Genomic DNA, 18,272 nt, shown 5'->3' with positions numbered 1-18,272 from the left:
GGGGGGGGGGGGGTGGTGGGGGTCGCTCACCTGCGGGCGCCCCCCGGGGGGGGGGGCGGCCCCCCCCCCCCCCGCGCGGGCCCCCCCCCCGGGGGGGGGGCCCCCCCCCGCCCCGCCCCCCCGGCCCTTTCTCACTTCTCGTTTCTCAGTGTTCGTTGCCGGAGACGGCGGTCGTGGTGAGGCCGGAATGCCTGCGTACGCGGGCGCTCCGGCCGGGACGGCTCACGTCGGGACGCCGGTCGCCCCCGCGGATCACGGGCGCCAGCCGGAGACGGCGGCTCACCAGGGGCGTGCCGCCGCTCAGCTTGGCCCGCAGCCGCGCGGGCGCCTCGGGGGCGCTGAGTTTCAGCGTCAACCGTGCCCCTCGGCGGGTCAGCCGCCGCCACAACGTGTGCCAGTCGACCATCGTTCCGGCCAGCGCGCCCATCGCCAGCATCGCGACCACCGCGATGACCAGGACGGCCAGGACGATGAGGACGAAGACGATCACCAGGGAGCCGATCGTACCGAGGACTGTCAACATTGGGCGAAAAGTGCCCGCTCACCAGCGAATTATGCCAATTTTTTGGGATATATCGGCCTTACTCGGCAATCCCGGTGGACTGCTCCAGCCGTCCGGGCAGGAGGTCGAGCCGGCGCAGTATCACGCCCTCGCGCAGCGCCCACGGGCACACCTCCAGCCGCTCCACCTCGAACAGGTCCATGGCCGCGTCGGCCACCAGCGCCCCGGCGGCCAGTTGCGCGGCCCGGCCCTCGGACACCCCGGACAGCTCGGCCCGCTCGGCGGAGCTCATGCCGGTCAGCCTGGCCGCCCAGGAGGCCATGTCGGCGCGGGAGAGCGCGCGCGAGACGTACGGGCCCTCGCTGGAGGCCGGCGCGCCGGCGATCCTGGCGAGCTGCTTGAAGGTCTTGGAGGTGGCAACGGCGCGGTCGGGCTCGCCGTACCTGGCCACGTCGCCGACCGTGCGGGCGATCTCCGTGCGGACGTGCTTGCGCAGCTTGCGCACCTCCTCGGCGGAGGGCGGGTCGCCGGTGAACCAGTCGCGGGTCAGCCGCCCGGCGCCGAGCGGCAGCGACACCGCGACGTCGGGCTCCTCGTCCACCCCGGCGGCGATCTCCAGCGAGCCGCCGCCGATGTCGAAGGCCAGCAGCCGCCCGGACGACCACCCGAACCACCGGCGCACCGCGAGGAACGTCAGCCGGGCCTCGTCGCGCCCGGACAGCACCGCGATGTGCACGCCGCAGCGCTCGTCGATCTCGGCGAGCACCTGCTCGCCGTTGGCCGACTCGCGCACGGCCGAGGTGGCGAAGGCGAGCAGGTCCTCCACCCCCTTGTCCTCGGCCAGGCGCACCGCCTCCTCGACGAACGCGCCGAGCCGTTCGATGCCCTCGGGCGCGAGCCGGTTGTCCGCGCCCAGGTACTGGGTGAGGCGCAGCTCTTCCTTGTGGGAGTAGGCGGGCATGGGCCGCGCGCCCCGGTGGGCGTCGACGACGAGTAAATGGACGGTGTTCGAGCCGATGTCCAGCACGCCTAGTCGCATGGGAAAACGCTACCGGTCTGCGGCTTTTCGGGCGAAGCCGGCTCTGCCCCCGGCCGAGCCGGGCGGGCCGACCGGCCGGCCGTGTGCCCGGTCAGGGCGGGGTGGGCGCGCGGTCAGGGCGGGGTGGGCGCGCGGCGAACACGCCCGGCGGCCGGACCGGGCACACGGGCTTCCGCCGCGCGGCCATAGTCTGATCGCATGTCACGAACCCTGCGACTGCTGATCACCGGCGGCGGCACCGGCGGTCACACCTATCCGGCCCTGACGACCCTGTCGGCCGTCCAGCGACGTCAGGTGCCGCATGACGTGCTGTGGGTGGGCACGGAGAACGGCCTGGAGGCCCGGATCACGGCCGAGCACGGCATCCCGTTCAAGGCGATCACCACGGGCAAGCTGCGCCGCCGTCCGAACCTCAAGGAGCTCGGCACCAACATCGCCGACGTGTTCCGCATCCCCGTCGGGGTGTTCCAGGCGGTGGGGCACGCCGCCCGCTACCTGCCCGACGTGGTGCTGTCCACCGGCGGGTACGTGGCGGTGCCGATCGGCGTGGCGGCCAAGCTGATCCGCCGCCCGCTGGTCATGCACGAGCAGACGACCGTGGTGGGCCTGGCCAACCGCATCCTGGCCCGGCTGGCGACCCGGATCGCGCTGTCGCACGAGTCGTCGCTGGAGTACCTGCCGCCGTCGGCGCGGGCGAAGGCCGTGGTGACCGGCAACCCGGTGCGGCCGGAGCTGCTGCAGGGCAACCGGGCGGCGGCCTACGACCTGTTCGGGCTGACGTTCGAGGTGCCGCTGATCTACGTGACGGGCGGGGCGCAGGGCAGCAAGCAGATCAACACGCTGATCGCCGAGATCCTGCCGCGGTTGTTGCCGCACGCCCAGGTCGTCCACCAGTGCGGGCCTGCCTGGATCGACCAGATGCGGGCGGTCGAGGTGCCGCCCGGCCTGGCCGACCGCTACCACCCGGTGCCGTACGTGGGGACCGAGCTGCCCGACCTGTTCGCCGCGGCGGACGTGGTGATCTCGCGCAGCGGCGCGGGCACGGTGTCGGAGCTGACCGCGATCGGCAAGCCGTCGCTGCTGATCCCGCTGATCCCGACCGGCGGCGACGAGCAGCGCAAGAACGCCGGCTACCTGGTCTCGGCGGGGGCCGCGCGGGCGCTGCTGGAGCCGCGGCCGACGGCCGAGCAGCTGCTGGCCGAGCTGATGCCGATGCTGGCCGATCCCGGGCTGCGCGCGGCGATGGGGCAGGCGGCGGGCAAGCTGGGCCGCCTCGACGCCGCCGACGCCCTGTGCGACCTGCTCCTGGAGGCCGCCCACGGCGGCACCCACCCGCCGCACGCCCCCGGCTCCCCCGCGCCGCACGGCCAGGGCGGTCAGGCCGGTCAGGCCGGTCAGGGCTTCGGAGTCCAGGGCGGTCAGGGTTCCGGGGGGCCCGGCTCCAGGTAGCGGAAGGCCTCGTGGGCGGAGCTGACGCTCCGCCTCAGCGCCTGGTCCAGGCGGTCGGCGTCCTCGGTCAGGCGGGTCAGCTCGTCCATCGCGCCGTCGCCCGCGCCGGTCTCGGCGACCAGCTCCTCGTACTCGTGCAGCCGCGCGCGCAGCTCGGCGATCTGCTGCCGGGCCCGGTAGGCGCGTTCGGCCTCGGCCACGTTGGCGGCGTACCGCTCCAGCGCCTCCACCCGGGCCACGACGGCCTGCTCGCTGCTGTCCAGCGCCCTGGTGAGGGGTTCGGCCACGGCCGCGACCTCGGGTGCGCTCTCCCCCGACAGGGTCTGCCGGTGCCGGGCGCGCAGGCCGGACAGCTTGGCCAGCAGGCGGGCGATCTCCCACTCCTGGGCGGGCAGCATCACCGCGTTGCGCACGTCGTCCAGCAGCCCTTCGAGGTTGACCCGCGACTGCGAGACCGTGGCGACCGCCCGCTGGGCCCGGCGCAGCAGCCTGCGGGAGGACTCGTCGAGGTCGTCCAGGAGCACGTACCGGCCCTCGTGCCGGACGGCCTGGGCGTGCACCCGGCGTTCGTGCTCGGCCTCCTCGCCCTCCGGCGTCTCGGTGCGGACGAACGTCACGATCATCAGCGGGATGGCGAGGAGCACCAGCAACAGCGGCCCCAGGGAGCGGCCGAGCCCTCCGGCGCCCAGCAGCAGGCCGAGGCAGACGGTCGCCCCGCAGACCGCGCCGAGCCGCCAGTACGGCGCGGCGGGCAGGCCGGGGCCGTCCGGGACCCAGCCCCTGCGCGTCCTGAGCAGCAGCCGCCGGTTGTCCCTGAGCAGCCGCGCGTCGGCCGGCGGCACGCCGGGGTCGACGATGACGTCGGCCATGATGTCGGATCGGATGGGGATTCACCTCCTGCGAGGGCGGTTCCGCCCGGCCACCGGCATGTCAGCTCTCCAGGTACCGGAACGCCTCGTGGGCCGACCGCACGCTGCGCCGCAACACCTGCTCCAGGTGGTCGGCGTCCTCGGCGAGCCGGTCGATCTCCGGGACGGCCAGCGCGTCGGCGCCGGTCTCGGCCAGCAGCTCCTCGTAGCGCGGCAGGCGGGCGCGCAGCTCCTCGATCTGGCCGCGGGCGTGGTAGGCGCGTTCGGCCTCGGCGACGTGCCCGGCGTAACGTTCCAGGGCCTCGACGCGGGCGATCATGGCGGCCTCGCTGGTGGCCAGGGCCCTGTCCAGCGGCTCGATCACGGCGGCCACCTCGGGGGCGACGCCCCTGGACACCAGGGCGGCGTGCTCGGCGCGTAAGGCCGACAGCTTGGCCAGCAGACGGGCGATCTCCCACTCCTGGGCGGGCAGCATGAGCGCGTTGCGGGCGCCGTCGAGCAGCCCCTCGGCGTTGACGTGCGAGCGCAGCACCGAACCGATGGCCCGCTGCGCCCTGGTCAGCACGTCCGCGGCGTCCCGGTCGAAGTCCTCGGGCAGCAGGTAGCGGTCCCGGTACGGGCGGGCCCGCTCGTACACCTCGCGGTCGCGCGACACGTCGTGCTCGGGCAGCTCGCTGATCGACGCGATCTTGACCAGGACGATGAACACGAACGTGCCCAACAACGTGAACCCGGCGGCCGGGTGGGACAGGGCCAGCAGCACGGCCATGAGCGCGACCACCCCGGGCGTGGCGGCCAGCAGGGCGACGCTGGAGACGTTCCTGAACCGGCCCGGACGCGCGTCGGCCGGCGGCACCCAGCCCGACCGGATCCTGGACAGCAGCGCGGCGTTGGCCCGCAGCATCCCCGCGACCTCCGGAGGAACCTCCGGATCGACGACCACACCCACGCTCTGTCCCGGCACCTTGGCGCCCCCAACGCTCGCGATGCAGTGGATATTACGTATTTTTTCGCAAGGATGTCAGCCTCCGAAAGGTCAGGCCCGGAAACCGCCTGGTCCGTGCCCCCGTCGCTGCCCCCGTCGCCCTTCCCGTCACTGCCCCCGCGACGGCCAGAGCGGCGGACACGCAGGCGAAGGGGATGGCGGGCAGGACGTACCGGTGGTCGAAGTCGAGGGCCGCCACCGGGGCCAGCAGCAGGAAGGCCGCCGTCGCCCACGGCAGCAGGGCGGCGCGCCGGCGGCCGGCCGAGCCGAGGCCGCCGGCCAGGAGCAGCACGCCGAAGACCGTGCCGTGCAGGAACCAGGGGTAGGGGTAGGCGGCCAGGATCGAGGCGTACGGCTCGACGGAGCTCATGCCGTGGATGCCGGGGTCGTACTCCGAGCGCACCTTCGCGACGAGGGCCTGCTGCTCGGGCAGCGGCCAGGAGCCGCGGGGGAAGGTGGTGGACGGGCTCATCCGCCGGGGGTGGGGCACCGGCGACCAGGTGAAGGCGAGTGAGGTGTCGCGGGCCACCTCGCGCAGGTAGTCCAGCGGCTGGGCGGCGATGGCGCGCAGGGCGAACGACCTGGCCAGGTCGTTGTGGGCGAACCGGTCGCCCGGGAGCCGGTTGAGCGAGGCGCCGGGGGCCCAGACGTACTCCGAGGCGGCGTCGGCGACGGTGCCGTTCGGGCAGAGCGGGGCCTCGGCGGGCGGCGGCTTGATGACCGAGCAGTCGGCGAAGGTCATGGTCCTGGCCCACAGGGCGACGCCGTCGGAGCCGCTGAGGGCGAAACGGCCGTGGTGCTGGGCGTACCAGCCGGCGTAGGCCGCCAGCGGCAGGGCGCCGGCCAGCACCAGCGCGGCCACCCGCCGCCAGGGCGCGCGGCGCAGCACCAGCCAGCCGGCCGCCAGGGCGAGCAGCGGCACGGCGGCCGTCCTGGTCAGCCCGGCCAGCGCGAGCAGCAGCCCCGCCACCGCGGCGGCCCGCGCCGACGGCACCCCGGGCCAGCCGCGCGGCGCGCCCGAGGGGGCGTGCCGCCACATCAGGACCACCAGCGCGGCGGTGATCAGGAAGATGACCTGGAGGTCCGACAGCACGGCGTGCTCCAGCCGGAGGAAGGACGGGTCGAACAGCACCGGCACGGTCGCCAGGGCGGCCCCCCAGCCGGGCAGCGAACGGCGGCGCAGCAACGCGTAGATCATCACGCCGATCCCCAGGCCCATGGCGTGCTGCAGCCCGGCGACCAGCTCCACGCTGTGGAAGGGCCGCAGGGCCCACAGGAACCAGGAGTACCCGGCGGGGTGGAAGGCCGCCTGGGGCCGCAGGTGCACGGCTGTGTCGAGGTACGTGAAGGAGTCGTACCAGTAGAGCTGCGCCGTGTCGTACCCGAGCATGACCAGCACGCGCAGCGCGGCGGCGAGCGCCAGCACGCAGGCGAACAGCCCGTGGCCGCGCGGGCGGCGCGCGGCGGGCGCGAGCGGACGCGTCCCGGCCAGGGTGGCTGCCATGACCTTCTCCCCCATAGCCGACCGGGCCGGTCCCGGTCGTAGGGGAGGCAGTCCAGCGGGACGCCGATAACCTGAGCGTCACCGGAACTGGTTACGCCCGCGTTATGCGGTCTGGTCCAGACTTGCGGCATTTATGATCTTCTTGGGGGCTACAAGTGCGGGTTTTGATCGCCGAGGACGAGCGCATGCTCGCCGACTCGATCGCCGAGGGCTTACGGGGCGAGGCGCTCGCCGTGGACGTCGCCTATGACGGGGAGGCGGCGCTGGAACGGCTCGGCGTGCACGACTACGACGTGCTCATCCTCGACAGGGACCTGCCGGGGGTGCACGGCGACGAGGTGTGCCGGACGGTGGTGGAGCAGGACCGGCTGGTCAGGGTGCTCATGCTGACGGCGTCCGGCGACGTGCGCTCGCGGGTGTCGGGGCTGTCGCTGGGGGCCGACGACTACCTGCCCAAGCCGTTCGCGTTCGAGGAGCTGGTGGCGCGGGTGCACGCGCTCGGGCGGCGCGCCCGCCGGGCCGACCCGCCGATGCTGGAGCGGGCGGGCGTGCGGCTGGACTGGGCGCACCGGCAGGTGTTCCGCGACGGCGTGTACGTCCCGCTGGCCCGCAAGGAGTTCGGCGTGCTGGCCGAGCTGCTACGGGCCCAGGGCGCGGTGGTCTCGGCCGAGGACCTGCTGGAAAAGGTCTGGGACGAGCACATCGACCCGTTCACCAACACCGTGCGGACCACGATGATGAAGCTGCGCAAGAAGCTCGGCGAGCCGCAGGTGATCGAGACGATCCCCGGATCGGGGTACCGCATCCCATGACCGTGCGCATGCGTTTCGCCCTGGCCTGCGCCGGGGTGTTCCTCTTCCTCGGCGCCCTGACGGTGACCGGGGTGTACTTCGTCGTCCGGTCGCAGCTGGAGTTCCGGGCGGACCTGATCAGGCCCGACTTCCCCCGGCAGTACTCCTACGGCGACTCCTACGAGTCCGCCTACCGCAACGCGATGCGGGTGCGCGCGGCCTACCAGCGCGAGACGCTGAGCGGCGTGCGCACGGTGGGCGGGCTCATCGTGCTGGCCGCCACGGCCGGGGCGTTCGGGGTCGGCTGGCGGGCGGCGGGCTGGGTGCTGCGGCCGGTCAAGGCGGTGACCGAGACCGCCCGCCGGGTCGCCCAGAGCCACGACCTGACCGAGCGCATCGCCTACGAGGGCCCGCGCGACGAGGTCAAGGAGCTCACCGAGATCTACGACACCATGCTCGGCCGGCTGGCCCGCTCGTTCGACGGGCAGCGCCGGTTCGTCGCCAACGCCTCGCACGAGCTGCGCACCCCGCTGACGATCAACCGCACCCTGGTGGACGTCGCCGTGCGCCGCCCCGACGCCACCGACGACGTCAAGCGGCTCGGCGAGTCGCTGCTGCTGGTCAACGCCCGGCACGAACGTCTCATCGACGGCCTGCTGGCTCTGGCCGAGGGCGAGCAGGCGGTGCTGGACCGGCGGCCCTTCGACCTGACCGACGTCGCCGAGCACGTGCTCGACCAGGCCGGCGAGGAGGCGGCCGAGCGGGACGTGACGATTCACCGGCTGCTGGACTCGGCGCCGACGACGGGCGAGGCGGTGCTGGTCGAGCGGCTGGTGCAGAACCTGGTGGAGAACGCGATCCGGCACAACCAGCCCAAGGGCGAGGTGTGGGTGACCACGCGGCGGCGGGCCGAGCAGGTCGAGCTGGTGGTGGCCAACACCGGGCTGCACGTGCCGCCGTACGAGATCGAGACGATCTTCCAGCCGTTCCGGCGGCTGCACGGCGACCGGCTGCGCTCGGAGCGGGGCAGCGGGCTCGGGCTGTCGATCGTGCGGGTCATCGCCGAGGCCCACGAGGGCACGGTCACCGCCAGGCCGCGCGACGAGGGCGGCCTGACGATCACCGTAGAGCTGCCGGTGGACCGGTCCGCGCCCTGACATCCGGCGTGCCGCCGCCGGTGGATCAGTCGCCGCCCTGGCGGATCTGCCAGAGCTCCTCCTCCGGCACGCCCGCCTTGACCAGTTGCTCCCAGGTCGCCACGCGCTCGGTCGGGTCGGCCAGCACCAGGCCGAGCAGCGGGCGCAGCTCGGCGTGGTCCGCGCCGTCCTCGCGCCACAACGCGCCCAGCGCCCGGTGCACCGCCGGGGACCGCACGGCCGCCGTCTCCACCAGCTCCCGCAGGACGGCCACCCGGTCGTGGAAGCGCAGCGCGCGCCCCTCCCCCACGGCCAGCATCAGCAGGTCGAGCAGCCTGCGGTGGCGGGGCGCGTGCCCGGTGGCGGCGGCGACGATCGCGTCGCCCATGGCGGTGCCCTCGCCGCCGCCGAGGATCACCTCCTCCTGGCCCCGCCCGGCGACGCGGTGCGCCGACAGGGCGTTGACCAGGCCCGTCCAGCCCTCGTGCCCGAGCTGGCCCTTCCACAGGTGGCCGAAGGACGCCCAGCGGCCCAGCGGGTCTGGCCCGCCCAGGAGGTGCGAGACGGGCACGGGCTCCGGCGAGGCGGCCACGATGAGCAGCGCCAGGTTGGCCGAGTAGGCGGCCAGGCGGCGGGTGACGGGATGGCGCACCGGCTCGAAGCCGGTGAAGCAGCGGCGGCGGCGCTCGTACAGGGACCGGCGCAGCAGCCCGGCCAGGTGGGTCACGCACCGGGCCCGTACGGCCGCCGGCACCTCGTCCAGCAGCTCCAGGATGAACCCGACCGTCGGGCCGCGCTCGGCCAGGCAGGAGAACGACGTGACCGCGTACAGCAGGTCGTCGTCCACGCTCTGGGCCAGGGCCAGCGGCTCGTCCCCGGCCAGGCGGCGGCGCCGGTCGAGGTCGCGCAGCGCGTACACGGTCAGCCAGGCCGTCAGGAACTCGCCGAAGGTGGAGTGGAGGAAGGAGTGGCCGTCGCGGCGGATGAAGAAGAAGCGCTCGGTGGCCCGGCGGGCCCAGTCGACGGGCGGACGCGGCTCGTCGGGCTCGTCCTCGCCGCCTTCGCACAGGGCGGGCAGGTCGCGGTCGAGGTCCTCCTCGGTGATGACCTGCCGGCCGCGGGCGAGCATGGACAGGGCGACCGTGCCGAGCAGGACGAGCTCGCTGTCGATCACCACCCGCTGCGGGGTGGCGGTCTCGCGCTCGGTGAAGTCGCGCAGCAGCACCTCGTACAGGCGGGCGCGGCCGATCGGGCGGTGCTCGCGCTGCAGGGCGTTGCCGCCGGCGTCGTAGAGCGCGAGCAGCAGCAGGAGCAGCGGCTGCCGGGCCATCTCGCCCTGGGCCAGCGCGGTCGCCGCGGGCAGGGGCTTCAGGTCGCGCCGGGCCAGCAGAGCACGGTTGGCCTGGTCCCAGATGTCGAGCCACTGGCGCACCTGGTCGTCCTCGAACGGCTGGAGCTGCAGCGCCAGCAGCCCGTCGGGGAACCTGATGCGGTCGGCCACCACGGTCCGGCTGGTCACGATCACCACGACGGGCCGCCCCAGCGCGGCCTCGCGGCGCTGGAACTCCTGCAGGTGCCCGAGGTAGTCGTAGCGGTTGACGCCGCCCTGCAGCAGTTCGTCGAAGCCGTCGAGCAGGATCACCGGCAGCGCGCCGTCGCCCGCGGCGACCAGGTCGGCGTAGGCGACCTCCTCCTCCAGCACGGCGGTGACGGCCTGCTCGATCTGCTCGGCGACCGGCGCGCGCGGCGAGACGCGCGGCAGCTCCACCCTGATCGGCAGGAACTCCGACCTGGCCAGGCGGGCGCCGAGCACCTCGGTGAGCTTGGACTTGCCCGCGCCGGGCTCGCCGAGCACCAGCAGGGGCGCCTGGGTGGCGCGCAGCGAGGTGAGGTGGCCGACGAGGAACGCCTCGGCGTCGGGCAGCAGGCGCTGGTCCCGCCACCAGCCCACGGAGGAGGGGTCGGACTCGCGGGTCAGCTCGGCGACCCGGCAGCGCGGGCTGAGGTAGCCCTCGCCGAGCAGCGGGAGCGAGACGTCCTCGGGCAGCTTGCCGGCGGCCAGCAGGGGACGGTCGAGCGCGTTCGCCGCCATCCTGACCCGGTGGATCATGGGACGGTCGCCGACCCGCGGCGGGGCCAGCTCGGCCAGCAGCCAGGCCACCCGCGACAGGCCGGTGCCCGGCGGCTGGCGGTCGGTGACCAGGCTGCGCACGCCGAACTCGTGGCTGTCCAGGGACAGCGAGCGGAAGTCCTCGTCGTAGATGCGCAGGGCGTGCGCGGGCGGGCCCTCGGCCAGCATCCGGGGTAACAGGAGCTGGTCGTCGACGGGCAGCTCGTCCCACACGCTGAGGCCGCCGACGAACCCGGCCATCGCCTCCGACATGCGCAGGTGGGCGCGTTCGACGGCCTGGCGGGTCTCGGCGAAGGGCACGTGCGGCTCGGGGGTGGGCAGGCGTTCCATGAGCAGACCGGCCACCAGGCGGGCGAAGCGCTCGGGGGTGGGCACGCCGTGCGAGATCTTGTCGGCCCGGTCGAGCTGCTCCAGGGTGAAGGGCAGCTTGGCCTCGCCCAGCGCCTCGAACCAGGCCGAGACGACGATCACGGCGTGCGCGGCGGCCAGGCGCTGGGTGCGGGTGTAACGGTCCACGCCGCCCTTCAGCTCGGGCATCCTGCGGATGACCTCCTCGCCGTAGCGCACGACGTCGGAACGCAGGTCGGCCAGGCCCATGGTGAGCAGCCCGCCCCCGGCCAGCGCCCATCCCGTGCGGGCGGCGGCCGCGGCGAAGCCGACCACCTTGACGAGCCTGCCCTCCTTGCAGCCGAGCACCCTCAGGGCGTCGGCGTAACTCGGGGTCTCGATCATCAGCCTTCTCTCCGGGACCGGGAGGTCCCATCATGCGCCGGGAGGCGCCCCCGGCGCTGCCCGGACGCCCGCTCCGCTATGGGCCTTTCACCGCGTCGGCGATCTCCGGCAGCACGCCGGGGTCCTCGATGGTGGACGGCGTGGCGTACGGCCGGCCGTCGGCGATGTCGCGCATCGTGGCGCGCAGGATCTTGCCCGAGCGCGTCTTGGGCAGCCGGGCGACCACCACGGCCCGGCGGAAGGCGGCGACCGGCCCGACGCGCTCGCGCACCAGGGCGGTCAGCTCGCGCTCGACGTCGGCCGGGTCGCGGTCGGAGCCGGACTTGAGCACCACGAACCCGACCGGGAGCTGCCCCTTCAGCGCGTCGGCCACCCCGATCACCGCGCACTCGGCGACGTCGGGATGGGCGGCGATCACCTCCTCCATCGCGCCCGTGGACAGGCGGTGGCCGGCCACGTTGATCACGTCGTCGATGCGGCCCATGACGTAGAGGTAGCCGTCGGCGTCGATGTGGCCGCCGTCGCCGGTCAGGTAGTGGCCGGGGTAGCGGGACAGGTAGGAGGCCCGGAAGCGCTCCTCGTCGCGGTAGAGGGTGGGCAGGCAGCCGGGCGGCAGCGGCAGCCGGACGGTGACCGCGCCCTCCGCCCCGGGCGGGCACTCGCGGCCGTCGGCGTCGAGCACGCGCACGTCGTAGCCCGGGACGGGTTTCGTCGGCGAGCCCGGCTTGATCGGCAGGGTCTCGATGCCGACGCAGTTGGCCGCGACGGGCCAGCCGGTCTCGGTCTGCCACCAGTGGTCGATGACGGGGACGCCGAGCAGGTCGCTCGCCCAGTGGTAGGTGTCGGGGTCGAGGCGCTCACCGGCGAGGAAGAGATGCCGCAGCCCGGACAGGTCCCATCTTTTCGCGAAATTGCCGGTGGGATCTTCCTTCTTGATGGCCCTGATCGCGGTGGGCGCGGTGAACAGCGTGCGCACGCCGTGCTGGGCGGTCACCCGCCAGAACGCGCCGGGGTCGGGCGTGCCGACGGGCTTGCCCTCGTACAGGACGGTCGTGCAGCCGGTCAGCAGCGGCGCGTAGACGATGTAGGAGTGGCCGACGACCCAGCCGACGTCGGAGGCGGCCCAGAAGACCTCGCCGGGGGCGGCGCCGTAGACGTTGGTCATGCTCCAGCGCAGGGCGACCGCATGGCCGCCGTTGTCGCGCACCACGCCCTTGGGCAGGCCGGTGGTGCCGGAGGTGTAGAGCACGTAGAGCGGGTCGGTGGCGGCCACGCTGACGCACCCGGCGGGCTCGGCGGCGCGCACGGACTCGTGCCAGTCGAGGTCGCGGCCCGGCGTCAGCTCGGCGGGGCCCTGCGGGCGCTGCAGGATCACGCAGTGGGCGGGCCGGTGGGCGGCCTGGTCGAGGGCGGCGTCGAGCAGCGGCTTGTAGGCCACGACCCGGGCCGGCTCGATGCCGCAGGAGGCCGCGAGCACCACCTTGGGCTCGGCGTGCTCGATGCGCAGGGCCAGCTCCCTGGCCGCGAAGCCGCCGAACACCACCGAGTGCACCGCGCCGAGCCGCGCGCAGGCCAGCATCGCGACGACCGCCTCGGGCACCATCGGCATGTAGATCACGACGGTGTCGCCGGCCGTCACGCCGAGCGCCTTCAGCATGCCCGCCGTCCGCGCCACCTCGTCGAGCAGCTCGGCGTAGGTGATCGTGCGGACGGCGCCGGTGACCGGGCTGTCGTATATCAGCGCCGCCTGCTCGCCGCGGCCGGCCGCGACGTGCCGGTCGAGCGCGTTGTGGCAGGTGTTGAGCCGTCCGTCGGGGAACCACCGGCTCCCGTCGCTGACGACGGCGGGCGCGACGTCCCAGTCGATGTCGCGCGCCGCCTGCGCCCAGAACTCCTCCGGGCGCTGGATGCTCCGCCGGTAAGCCTCGTCATAGCCGCCCACTTTTCGATCAGACCAGCCGCCGGCCCCCGAACGCAAGCCCCGTGGGAGGGTGTCCGGATGAATGACGATCTCATCCTGTCCGTCGTGACGGGCTCGCGGGCGTACGGGCTGGAGACCGCGGCGTCCGACACCGACCGGCGCGGCGTGTTCGTGGCCCCCACCGCGGACTTCTGGCGGCTGTCCAAGCCGCCCACGCACCGCGACGGGCCGCTGCCCGAGCAGTTCTCGTGGGAGGTGGAGCGCTTCTGCGTGCTGGCTCTGGAGGCCAACCCGACGGTGCTGGAGTGCCTGTGGTCGCCGATCGTGGAGATGGAGACCCCGGCCGGGCGGCGGCTGCGCGAGCTGCGCGGGGCGTTCGTGTCGCGGCGGGCGCGGCAGACGTTCGCCGGGTACGCCGTCGACCAGTTCCGGCGGCTCGACCCGGCGGCGCCCAAGTGGAAGCAGGCCATGCACATGCTGCGGCTGCTGCTCAGCGGCCTGCACCTGATGCGGCACGGCGAGCCGCTGGTGGAGGTCGGGGCGCACCGCGAACGGCTGCTGGCGGTCCGGCGCGGCGAGGTCACGTGGGCCGAGGTGGACGCCTGGCGGGCCGCGCTGGCGGCGGAGCTGGCCGCCGCGCCCTGTGTCCTGCCGGAGCGGCCGGACCGCGAACGCGTGGAGGACTTCCTGGTGAGCGTGCGGAAGGAGCACCTGTGAACACGCTGCTGCCGTCCTGGCTGCCTGAGGTTCCCGCGGAGCAGCCGTATCCGGTGGCGTTCGCCACGGTGAGCGGCGCCCACCTGTACGGGTTCCCGTCCGTGGACTCCGACGTGGACCTGCGCGGCGTGCACGTGCTGCCGGTCGAGGAGGTGGCCGGGCTGCGCACCGGGCCGCAGACGCTGGACCGGACGTGGACGCGCGAGGGCGTCGAGGTGGACCTGGTCACGCACGACCTGGTCAAGTTCTGCCGCCTGCTGCTCGGCCGCAACGGTTACGTGCTGGAACAGCTCCTGTCGCCGCTGGTGGTGACGTCCTCGCCGGTGCACGAGGAGCTGGTGGCGCTGGCGGCCGGATGCGTGACGCGGCACCACGCCCACCACTACCTGGGGTTCGCGCGTACGCAGTGGCGGTTGTTCGGGCGTACGGGCGAGCTGAAGCCGCTGCTGTACACCTTCCGCGTGCTGGCGACGGGCACCCACCTCATGCGCACCGGGGAGCTGGAGGCCGACCTGACGCGGCTGCTGCCGTACGGGCCGCCGTACCTGCCGGAGCTGGTGGCGGCCAAGCGGGAGGCCGAGCACGGCGCGGCGCCGCAGGTGGCGGGTGTGGCCGAGGACGTGGCGCGGATGACGGCCGCGCTGGAGGCGGCGCGCGAGGGCTCGGCGCTGCCCGAGCGGGCCACCGCGGACGACGCCCTGCACGACCTGGCCGTGCGGGCGCGCCTGGCGTCCCGTCCCTGACGGGGTGCGGCCGGTCAGGGACGGGACAGGGGGTCAGACGGCGCCGGGGTCGGCCGACAGGACGAGCCGGACCGAGACGTTCTCGTACCCGGCGCGTTCGAACGCCCGCGCCATCGGGACGTTGCCCGCGTCGGTGTCGGCCATGATGCCCGGCACGCCGCGCTCGGCGTGGAAGCGGGTGATCTCGCCGAGCAGCTCGTCGACGTAGCCGCGGCCCCGGTGCGCGGGCACCACGCCGAGGTAGCCGACCACGGGCCCGGCGTCGTTGGCGGAGGGCAGCGCGACGCCGACCAGGTCGCCGCTCTTGTCGTAGGCCAGCCGCCACCAGGACCGCTCGCCCCGCATCGAGCGGTTGTCGCGGACGTCCTCGCGGGCCTGCTCCACGGGGTCCATGGTCATCAGGGCCTGCCGGGTGTGGAAGTCGAGGGTGCCCTCGGCGACCTGGCGGAAGGCGTCCACGAACACCTCGTCGTCGTCATCGCCGCGGAAGACCAGGCGGTCGGACGGCTCGGGCACCGGCGAGCCGGGCGTCCAGGCGTAGCGCAGGCGTTCCAGCTCCTCGGTCAGCCCGGCGCGGCCGGCGGCCTCCCAGCGCCAGGCGATGGCCGCCGACGCCTTCGGGTCCTCGCGCCAGCCGTTGGAGACGAAGACGTGGTACTCCGGCGTCCGGCCGAACGCGGCGTGCGCGTGGCGCAGCAGCTCGGCGGCCAGCCCCACACGGTCCTCGACCGAGGGGTGGACGTAGACGCAGTCGAGGGCGAGCGGTCGCTCCTCGCCGGCGAAGCCCCACCAGACGGCGCGGGCCAGGATCTCGCCGTTCTCCTCGGCGAGCCAGATGCGGTCGTAGCGGTAGTTGCGGCTCTCCAGGAAGGAGAGCAGCCGGTCGGGATGGGCCCAGCTGATGGATTCGTCGACGACGCAGCCGAGCAGGCGGTCGAGGTCAGCCTCGGCCGCGGGACGGAAAAGCACAGTTCCTCCGAGAAATGAAAATCACACTTACACTGCCAAACATCTCAGTGCCTCCCTTCTCCCGACATTTCGCAGCACTCTAGCCCAGCTTGCCGTCGCCCGCTCGCCGTTTTCCCCGGACGTGATCTTCCCCTCGTGGCCGGAGGACGACGTGAGTACGCTGGACCGCGTCCAGTTTCCGGCGTTTCGCGATCCGGCGGGACGATTCCGATCCGGCCGACGATGAGGACAGGGATGAGGACAGGATGGGCTCCGTGAGGTCCTACGACGACGACACGCTGCCGCTGCAACCGCCGATCCGGCTCCCCGACGCCGCCACCCTGGCCTCCGCGGTCCGCGCCGCGCCGCTCGCGGGCGAGCTGAAGGCCCTGCTCGACCAGCCCGACGCCCCGCAGACCGCCCTGCCCGACGCCTCGCAGACCGCCCTGCCCGACGCCTCGCAGGCCGAGCAAGGAGTAGAGCAGGGGGACGAGCGCGCCGCTGACGCGCGGGTGCTGGAGGCGTGGGCGCGGGTGTGCCGGGCACGGCTGGCCGCCGACGAGCGGCTGCTGCTGGAGCTCATCCGCATGTTCCTGTCCAGGGAGCCGGTCGCCGGGCGGGTGCCCCAGGCGCTGACCGACCTGGGGCTGGTGCGGCAGGCGGAGCCGTACACGCTGAGCTGGCTCGGGCTGTGGGTGGCGCGGCTGATCATCGCCGAGACCGCCGGGCAGGAGATCCCCGTCATGGGGACGCTGGCCGGCGCCGACGCCGCCACCCTGCTGCACGGCCTGCGCTCCTACCCCGAGGCCGAGCGGAGCGAGGAGCTGGCGGGCTGGCTGGCCGGCCGCGACCGCGAGCCGGCCGCCGCCGAGATCGCCGGGGCGCTGGCCGGGGTGAGCCCGCTGAGCCGGGCGGTCGGCGTGGAGCTGCTGGAGTCGGGCCTCGGCGAGGAGGGCCGCCGGGCGCTGCGCGGCCTGCTGGAGGAGCCCCGGCTGGGCGCGGTCGTCGCGGCCAGGACGGGCCGCGAGGAACGGCGGCCCACCCCCGACGAGATCGCCTGGGTGCTGGTGGACATGGCTGCGGCGCTGCTGGAGTTCGGCGGCGGCGAGGCGGGAGAGGTGATCGACTCGATCGCCATGGGGATGGATGCGGAGGAGCAGGCGGGCACGATCGCGATCCTCGCCTTCAGCGACCACCCGTGGACGGGACGGGTCCTGCGGGTCGTCATCGACCACCACCCGGACGAGCGCGTCACGGCCGCGGCCCGCAAGGCCCTGCGCCGCCTGCGCGGCCTCGCCGACATCCGCACCTGACGGGACACGCCTGCGGGGCCGCGGGTGCGGCGGGCGGGGCCGGTAAAGTCGGCTTGATGACGAAGCATACGATCTCCCCGCAGAGCGGCATCCTGGGCGACGGCTTCGGCTGCGACTGCGGCGCGGTGCTGGCCGGGCGGATGGCGGCCGAGCTGCACGCCGCCGAGAACGGCCGGTGCTCGGCCTGTCTCGGCTCGGCGGTGGAGCAGCTGGCCCCCGACCTGACGCGCGGGTGCACGGTCTGCGCGGCGACCGGAGGCCGCAAGGAGCAGATCACCTGGCAGCTCGCCCACACCGAGGCCGAGGAGCTGATCACGATGACCGTGGTGCGCGGCATCGTGGCGGGGTTCGACGGGCCGTTCCATCTGTCGGAGATCGCCGACACGGTGCGGGCCGGGTTCGGGCTGCCCGCCGGGCGGCTGCCGGTGGGGCCGCGGGTGCGCGACCTGCTGCTCCAGCTCCAGGCGGCGGGCGAGGTCGCCATGCTGTCGGCCCCCGACGAGCTGCTGGGCACCGACCAGGTGCTCTACCGCGACCCCCAGTGGCAGCGCACCCGCACCCTCGGCCTCTGACCCACACCACCCGCCCGGCAGATCAGGAGCAAGCCCGCCACCCGCCCCGCGGGTCGGAAGCGGCCTGTCACCCGCCCGGCGGGTCAGGGGCGGCAGAGGATCTCGCCGTGCAGGACGGAGAGCCAGGCGTCGTCGTCGGCGGCCCATTCCAGCCAGTCGGCGGCCATGCGCTCCAGGTCGGACTCGGTGGCCGCGCCCGTGGCGAGCGCCTGCTCGGCCAGCGCCGACCGCCGGACGCGGTCGGCCCACATGCCGCCCCACCACGCGCGGTCCTCGGGGGTGGCGAAGCACCAGGTGGAGGAGGTGGCGGTGACCTCCTGGAAGCCGGCGGCGCGGGCCCAGGACAGCAGGCGCCGCCCGGCGTCCGGCTCGCCGCCGTTCGCGCGGGCGAGGCGCTGATAGAGGGCCATCCAGTCGTCCAGCGCGGGCAGACGCGGGTACCAGGCGAAGGCCGAGTAGTCGCTGTCCCTGGCCGCGACGTACCCGCCGGGCTTGGTCACCCGGCGCATCTCGCGCAGCGCCCGCACCGGGTCGCCCACGTGCTGGAGCACCTGGTGGGCGTGGACCAGGCAGAAGGTGTCGTCGGGGAAGTCGAGCGCGTGCGCGTCGGCGACGGCGAAGTCCACGTTGCCCAGCCCGCGCGCGCCGATCTCGGCCCTGGCCAGCGCCAGCGCGTCCTCGGTCACCTCCGACGCCGTCACGTGGGCCACCAGCGCGGCCAGGTCCGCGGTGATCGTGCCGGGCCCGCTGCCCACGTCGAGGACCTTCATCGCGGGCCGCAGGTGCGGCAGCAGGTACGCGGCCGAGTTCTCCGCCGTGCGCCACCGGTGCGAGCGCAGGACGGACTCGTGGTGCCCATGGGTGTAGACGGCGTCCATCGAAAGACTCCTTCACGACGATGTGTGCCCCGACCCTAGCGC

Annotated in this window: 16 protein-coding genes; 7 read left to right on the top strand and 9 right to left on the bottom strand. The window is 74.1% G+C overall.

Features of this window, described 5'->3' with window-relative positions; all coding sequences use genetic code 11:
• Nucleotides 1-145: 145 nt before the first annotated feature.
• Both ACIBK9_RS09135 and ACIBK9_RS09130 read right to left on the bottom strand, forming a co-directional pair.
• Nucleotides 146-523 (bottom strand): hypothetical protein, encoded by a 378-nt coding sequence (locus tag ACIBK9_RS09135; protein ID WP_387669290.1) that lies wholly within the window; start codon nucleotides 521-523, stop codon nucleotides 146-148.
• A gap of 58 nt (nucleotides 524-581) precedes the next feature.
• On the bottom strand, nucleotides 582-1,541 hold the full coding sequence (locus ACIBK9_RS09130; protein ID WP_397156525.1) for a Ppx/GppA family phosphatase: 960 nt from the start codon (nucleotides 1,539-1,541) through the stop codon (nucleotides 582-584).
• A gap of 198 nt (nucleotides 1,542-1,739) precedes the next feature.
• On the opposite strand from ACIBK9_RS09130, the gene ACIBK9_RS09125 reads away from it, so the two are divergent.
• Nucleotides 1,740-2,990: a UDP-N-acetylglucosamine--N-acetylmuramyl-(pentapeptide) pyrophosphoryl-undecaprenol N-acetylglucosamine transferase gene (locus ACIBK9_RS09125; RefSeq protein WP_397156524.1), complete on the top strand. Its 1,251-nt coding sequence runs from the start codon at nucleotides 1,740-1,742 to the stop codon at nucleotides 2,988-2,990.
• Here the strand turns inward: ACIBK9_RS09125 and ACIBK9_RS09120 are convergent.
• The 3 genes from ACIBK9_RS09120 to ACIBK9_RS09110 form a co-directional block, all read right to left on the bottom strand.
• Nucleotides 2,960-3,859, bottom strand: a complete 900-nt coding sequence (locus ACIBK9_RS09120; protein WP_358286439.1) for a hypothetical protein — start codon at nucleotides 3,857-3,859, stop codon at nucleotides 2,960-2,962. The genes ACIBK9_RS09125 and ACIBK9_RS09120 overlap by 31 nt on opposite strands.
• Nucleotides 3,860-3,920: 61 nt before the next feature.
• On the bottom strand, nucleotides 3,921-4,808 hold the full coding sequence (locus ACIBK9_RS09115; RefSeq protein ID WP_358286437.1) for a hypothetical protein: 888 nt from the start codon (nucleotides 4,806-4,808) through the stop codon (nucleotides 3,921-3,923).
• A 49-nt stretch (nucleotides 4,809-4,857) separates the two neighbouring features.
• Nucleotides 4,858-6,348: a hypothetical protein gene (locus tag ACIBK9_RS09110; protein ID WP_397156522.1), complete on the bottom strand. Its 1,491-nt coding sequence runs from the start codon at nucleotides 6,346-6,348 to the stop codon at nucleotides 4,858-4,860.
• A 155-nt stretch (nucleotides 6,349-6,503) separates the two neighbouring features.
• On the opposite strand from ACIBK9_RS09110, the gene ACIBK9_RS09105 reads away from it, so the two are divergent.
• Together ACIBK9_RS09105 and ACIBK9_RS09100 are read left to right on the top strand one after the other, a co-directional pair.
• The gene (locus ACIBK9_RS09105) at nucleotides 6,504-7,160 is read left to right on the top strand and encodes a response regulator transcription factor (RefSeq protein ID WP_397156521.1); all 657 of its coding nucleotides are present in this window, start codon (nucleotides 6,504-6,506) and stop codon (nucleotides 7,158-7,160) included.
• Complete coding sequence (locus tag ACIBK9_RS09100; RefSeq protein WP_397156519.1) at nucleotides 7,157-8,296, top strand: sensor histidine kinase; 1,140 nt, start codon at nucleotides 7,157-7,159, stop codon at nucleotides 8,294-8,296. The genes ACIBK9_RS09105 and ACIBK9_RS09100 overlap by 4 nt, the downstream gene beginning before the upstream one ends.
• 25 nt (nucleotides 8,297-8,321) lie before the next feature.
• On the opposite strand, the gene ACIBK9_RS09095 is transcribed toward ACIBK9_RS09100, so the two are convergent.
• On the bottom strand, nucleotides 8,322-11,138 hold the full coding sequence (locus tag ACIBK9_RS09095) for an NACHT domain-containing protein (protein ID WP_397156518.1): 2,817 nt from the start codon (nucleotides 11,136-11,138) through the stop codon (nucleotides 8,322-8,324).
• 76 nt (nucleotides 11,139-11,214) lie between these two features.
• Nucleotides 11,215-13,080, bottom strand: a complete 1,866-nt coding sequence (locus ACIBK9_RS09090) for a propionyl-CoA synthetase (RefSeq protein WP_397156516.1) — start codon at nucleotides 13,078-13,080, stop codon at nucleotides 11,215-11,217.
• 57 nt (nucleotides 13,081-13,137) lie between these two features.
• Between ACIBK9_RS09090 and ACIBK9_RS09085 the strand changes: the two genes are divergently transcribed.
• Together ACIBK9_RS09085 and ACIBK9_RS09080 are read left to right on the top strand one after the other, a co-directional pair.
• Complete coding sequence (locus tag ACIBK9_RS09085) at nucleotides 13,138-13,776, top strand: DNA polymerase beta superfamily protein (protein ID WP_397156514.1); 639 nt, start codon at nucleotides 13,138-13,140, stop codon at nucleotides 13,774-13,776.
• Nucleotides 13,773-14,519 (top strand): DNA polymerase beta superfamily protein, encoded by a 747-nt coding sequence (locus tag ACIBK9_RS09080; RefSeq protein ID WP_397156512.1) that lies wholly within the window; start codon nucleotides 13,773-13,775, stop codon nucleotides 14,517-14,519. Before ACIBK9_RS09085 ends, ACIBK9_RS09080 begins: the two co-directional genes overlap by 4 nt.
• A gap of 33 nt (nucleotides 14,520-14,552) precedes the next feature.
• Here the strand turns inward: ACIBK9_RS09080 and ACIBK9_RS09075 are convergent, their stop codons facing one another.
• Complete coding sequence (locus ACIBK9_RS09075; protein ID WP_397156511.1) at nucleotides 14,553-15,488, bottom strand: GNAT family N-acetyltransferase; 936 nt, start codon at nucleotides 15,486-15,488, stop codon at nucleotides 14,553-14,555.
• A 254-nt stretch (nucleotides 15,489-15,742) separates the two neighbouring features.
• On the opposite strand from ACIBK9_RS09075, the gene ACIBK9_RS09070 reads away from it, so the two are divergent.
• Together ACIBK9_RS09070 and ACIBK9_RS09065 are read left to right on the top strand one after the other, a co-directional pair.
• Complete coding sequence (locus ACIBK9_RS09070; protein WP_397156509.1) at nucleotides 15,743-16,780, top strand: hypothetical protein; 1,038 nt, start codon at nucleotides 15,743-15,745, stop codon at nucleotides 16,778-16,780.
• Between the two features lie 56 nt (nucleotides 16,781-16,836).
• The gene (locus tag ACIBK9_RS09065; RefSeq protein WP_358286420.1) at nucleotides 16,837-17,352 is read left to right on the top strand and encodes a hypothetical protein; all 516 of its coding nucleotides are present in this window, start codon (nucleotides 16,837-16,839) and stop codon (nucleotides 17,350-17,352) included.
• An 83-nt stretch (nucleotides 17,353-17,435) separates the two neighbouring features.
• On the opposite strand, the gene ACIBK9_RS09060 is transcribed toward ACIBK9_RS09065, so the two are convergent.
• Nucleotides 17,436-18,230 (bottom strand): class I SAM-dependent methyltransferase, encoded by a 795-nt coding sequence (locus ACIBK9_RS09060; protein ID WP_397156507.1) that lies wholly within the window; start codon nucleotides 18,228-18,230, stop codon nucleotides 17,436-17,438.
• Nucleotides 18,231-18,272: the final 42 nt, after the last annotated feature.

The organism is Nonomuraea sp. NPDC050227, assembly GCF_044459705.1.
In the GTDB taxonomy this organism is placed as follows: domain Bacteria; phylum Actinomycetota; class Actinomycetes; order Streptosporangiales; family Streptosporangiaceae; genus Nonomuraea.
This window is presented reverse-complemented; position numbering and strand designations above follow the sequence as displayed.

What these genes read in the sequence shown, in the direction of transcription:
- ACIBK9_RS09135 (WP_387669290.1), bottom strand. Translation starts at nt 523, where the DNA reads ATGTTGACAGTCCTCGGTACGATCGGCTCCCTGGTGATCGTCTTCGTC.
- ACIBK9_RS09130 (WP_397156525.1), bottom strand. Translation starts at nt 1,541, where the DNA reads ATGCGACTAGGCGTGCTGGACATCGGCTCGAACACCGTCCATTTACTC.
- ACIBK9_RS09125 (WP_397156524.1), top strand. Translation starts at nt 1,740, where the DNA reads ATGTCACGAACCCTGCGACTGCTGATCACCGGCGGCGGCACCGGCGGT.
- ACIBK9_RS09120 (WP_358286439.1), bottom strand. Translation starts at nt 3,859, where the DNA reads ATGGCCGACGTCATCGTCGACCCCGGCGTGCCGCCGGCCGACGCGCGG.
- ACIBK9_RS09110 (WP_397156522.1), bottom strand. Translation starts at nt 6,348, where the DNA reads ATGGCAGCCACCCTGGCCGGGACGCGTCCGCTCGCGCCCGCCGCGCGC.
- ACIBK9_RS09100 (WP_397156519.1), top strand. Translation starts at nt 7,157, where the DNA reads ATGACCGTGCGCATGCGTTTCGCCCTGGCCTGCGCCGGGGTGTTCCTC.
- ACIBK9_RS09095 (WP_397156518.1), bottom strand. Translation starts at nt 11,138, where the DNA reads ATGATCGAGACCCCGAGTTACGCCGACGCCCTGAGGGTGCTCGGCTGC.
- ACIBK9_RS09085 (WP_397156514.1), top strand. Translation starts at nt 13,138, where the DNA reads ATGAATGACGATCTCATCCTGTCCGTCGTGACGGGCTCGCGGGCGTAC.
- ACIBK9_RS09065 (WP_358286420.1), top strand. Translation starts at nt 16,837, where the DNA reads ATGACGAAGCATACGATCTCCCCGCAGAGCGGCATCCTGGGCGACGGC.
- ACIBK9_RS09060 (WP_397156507.1), bottom strand. Translation starts at nt 18,230, where the DNA reads ATGGACGCCGTCTACACCCATGGGCACCACGAGTCCGTCCTGCGCTCG.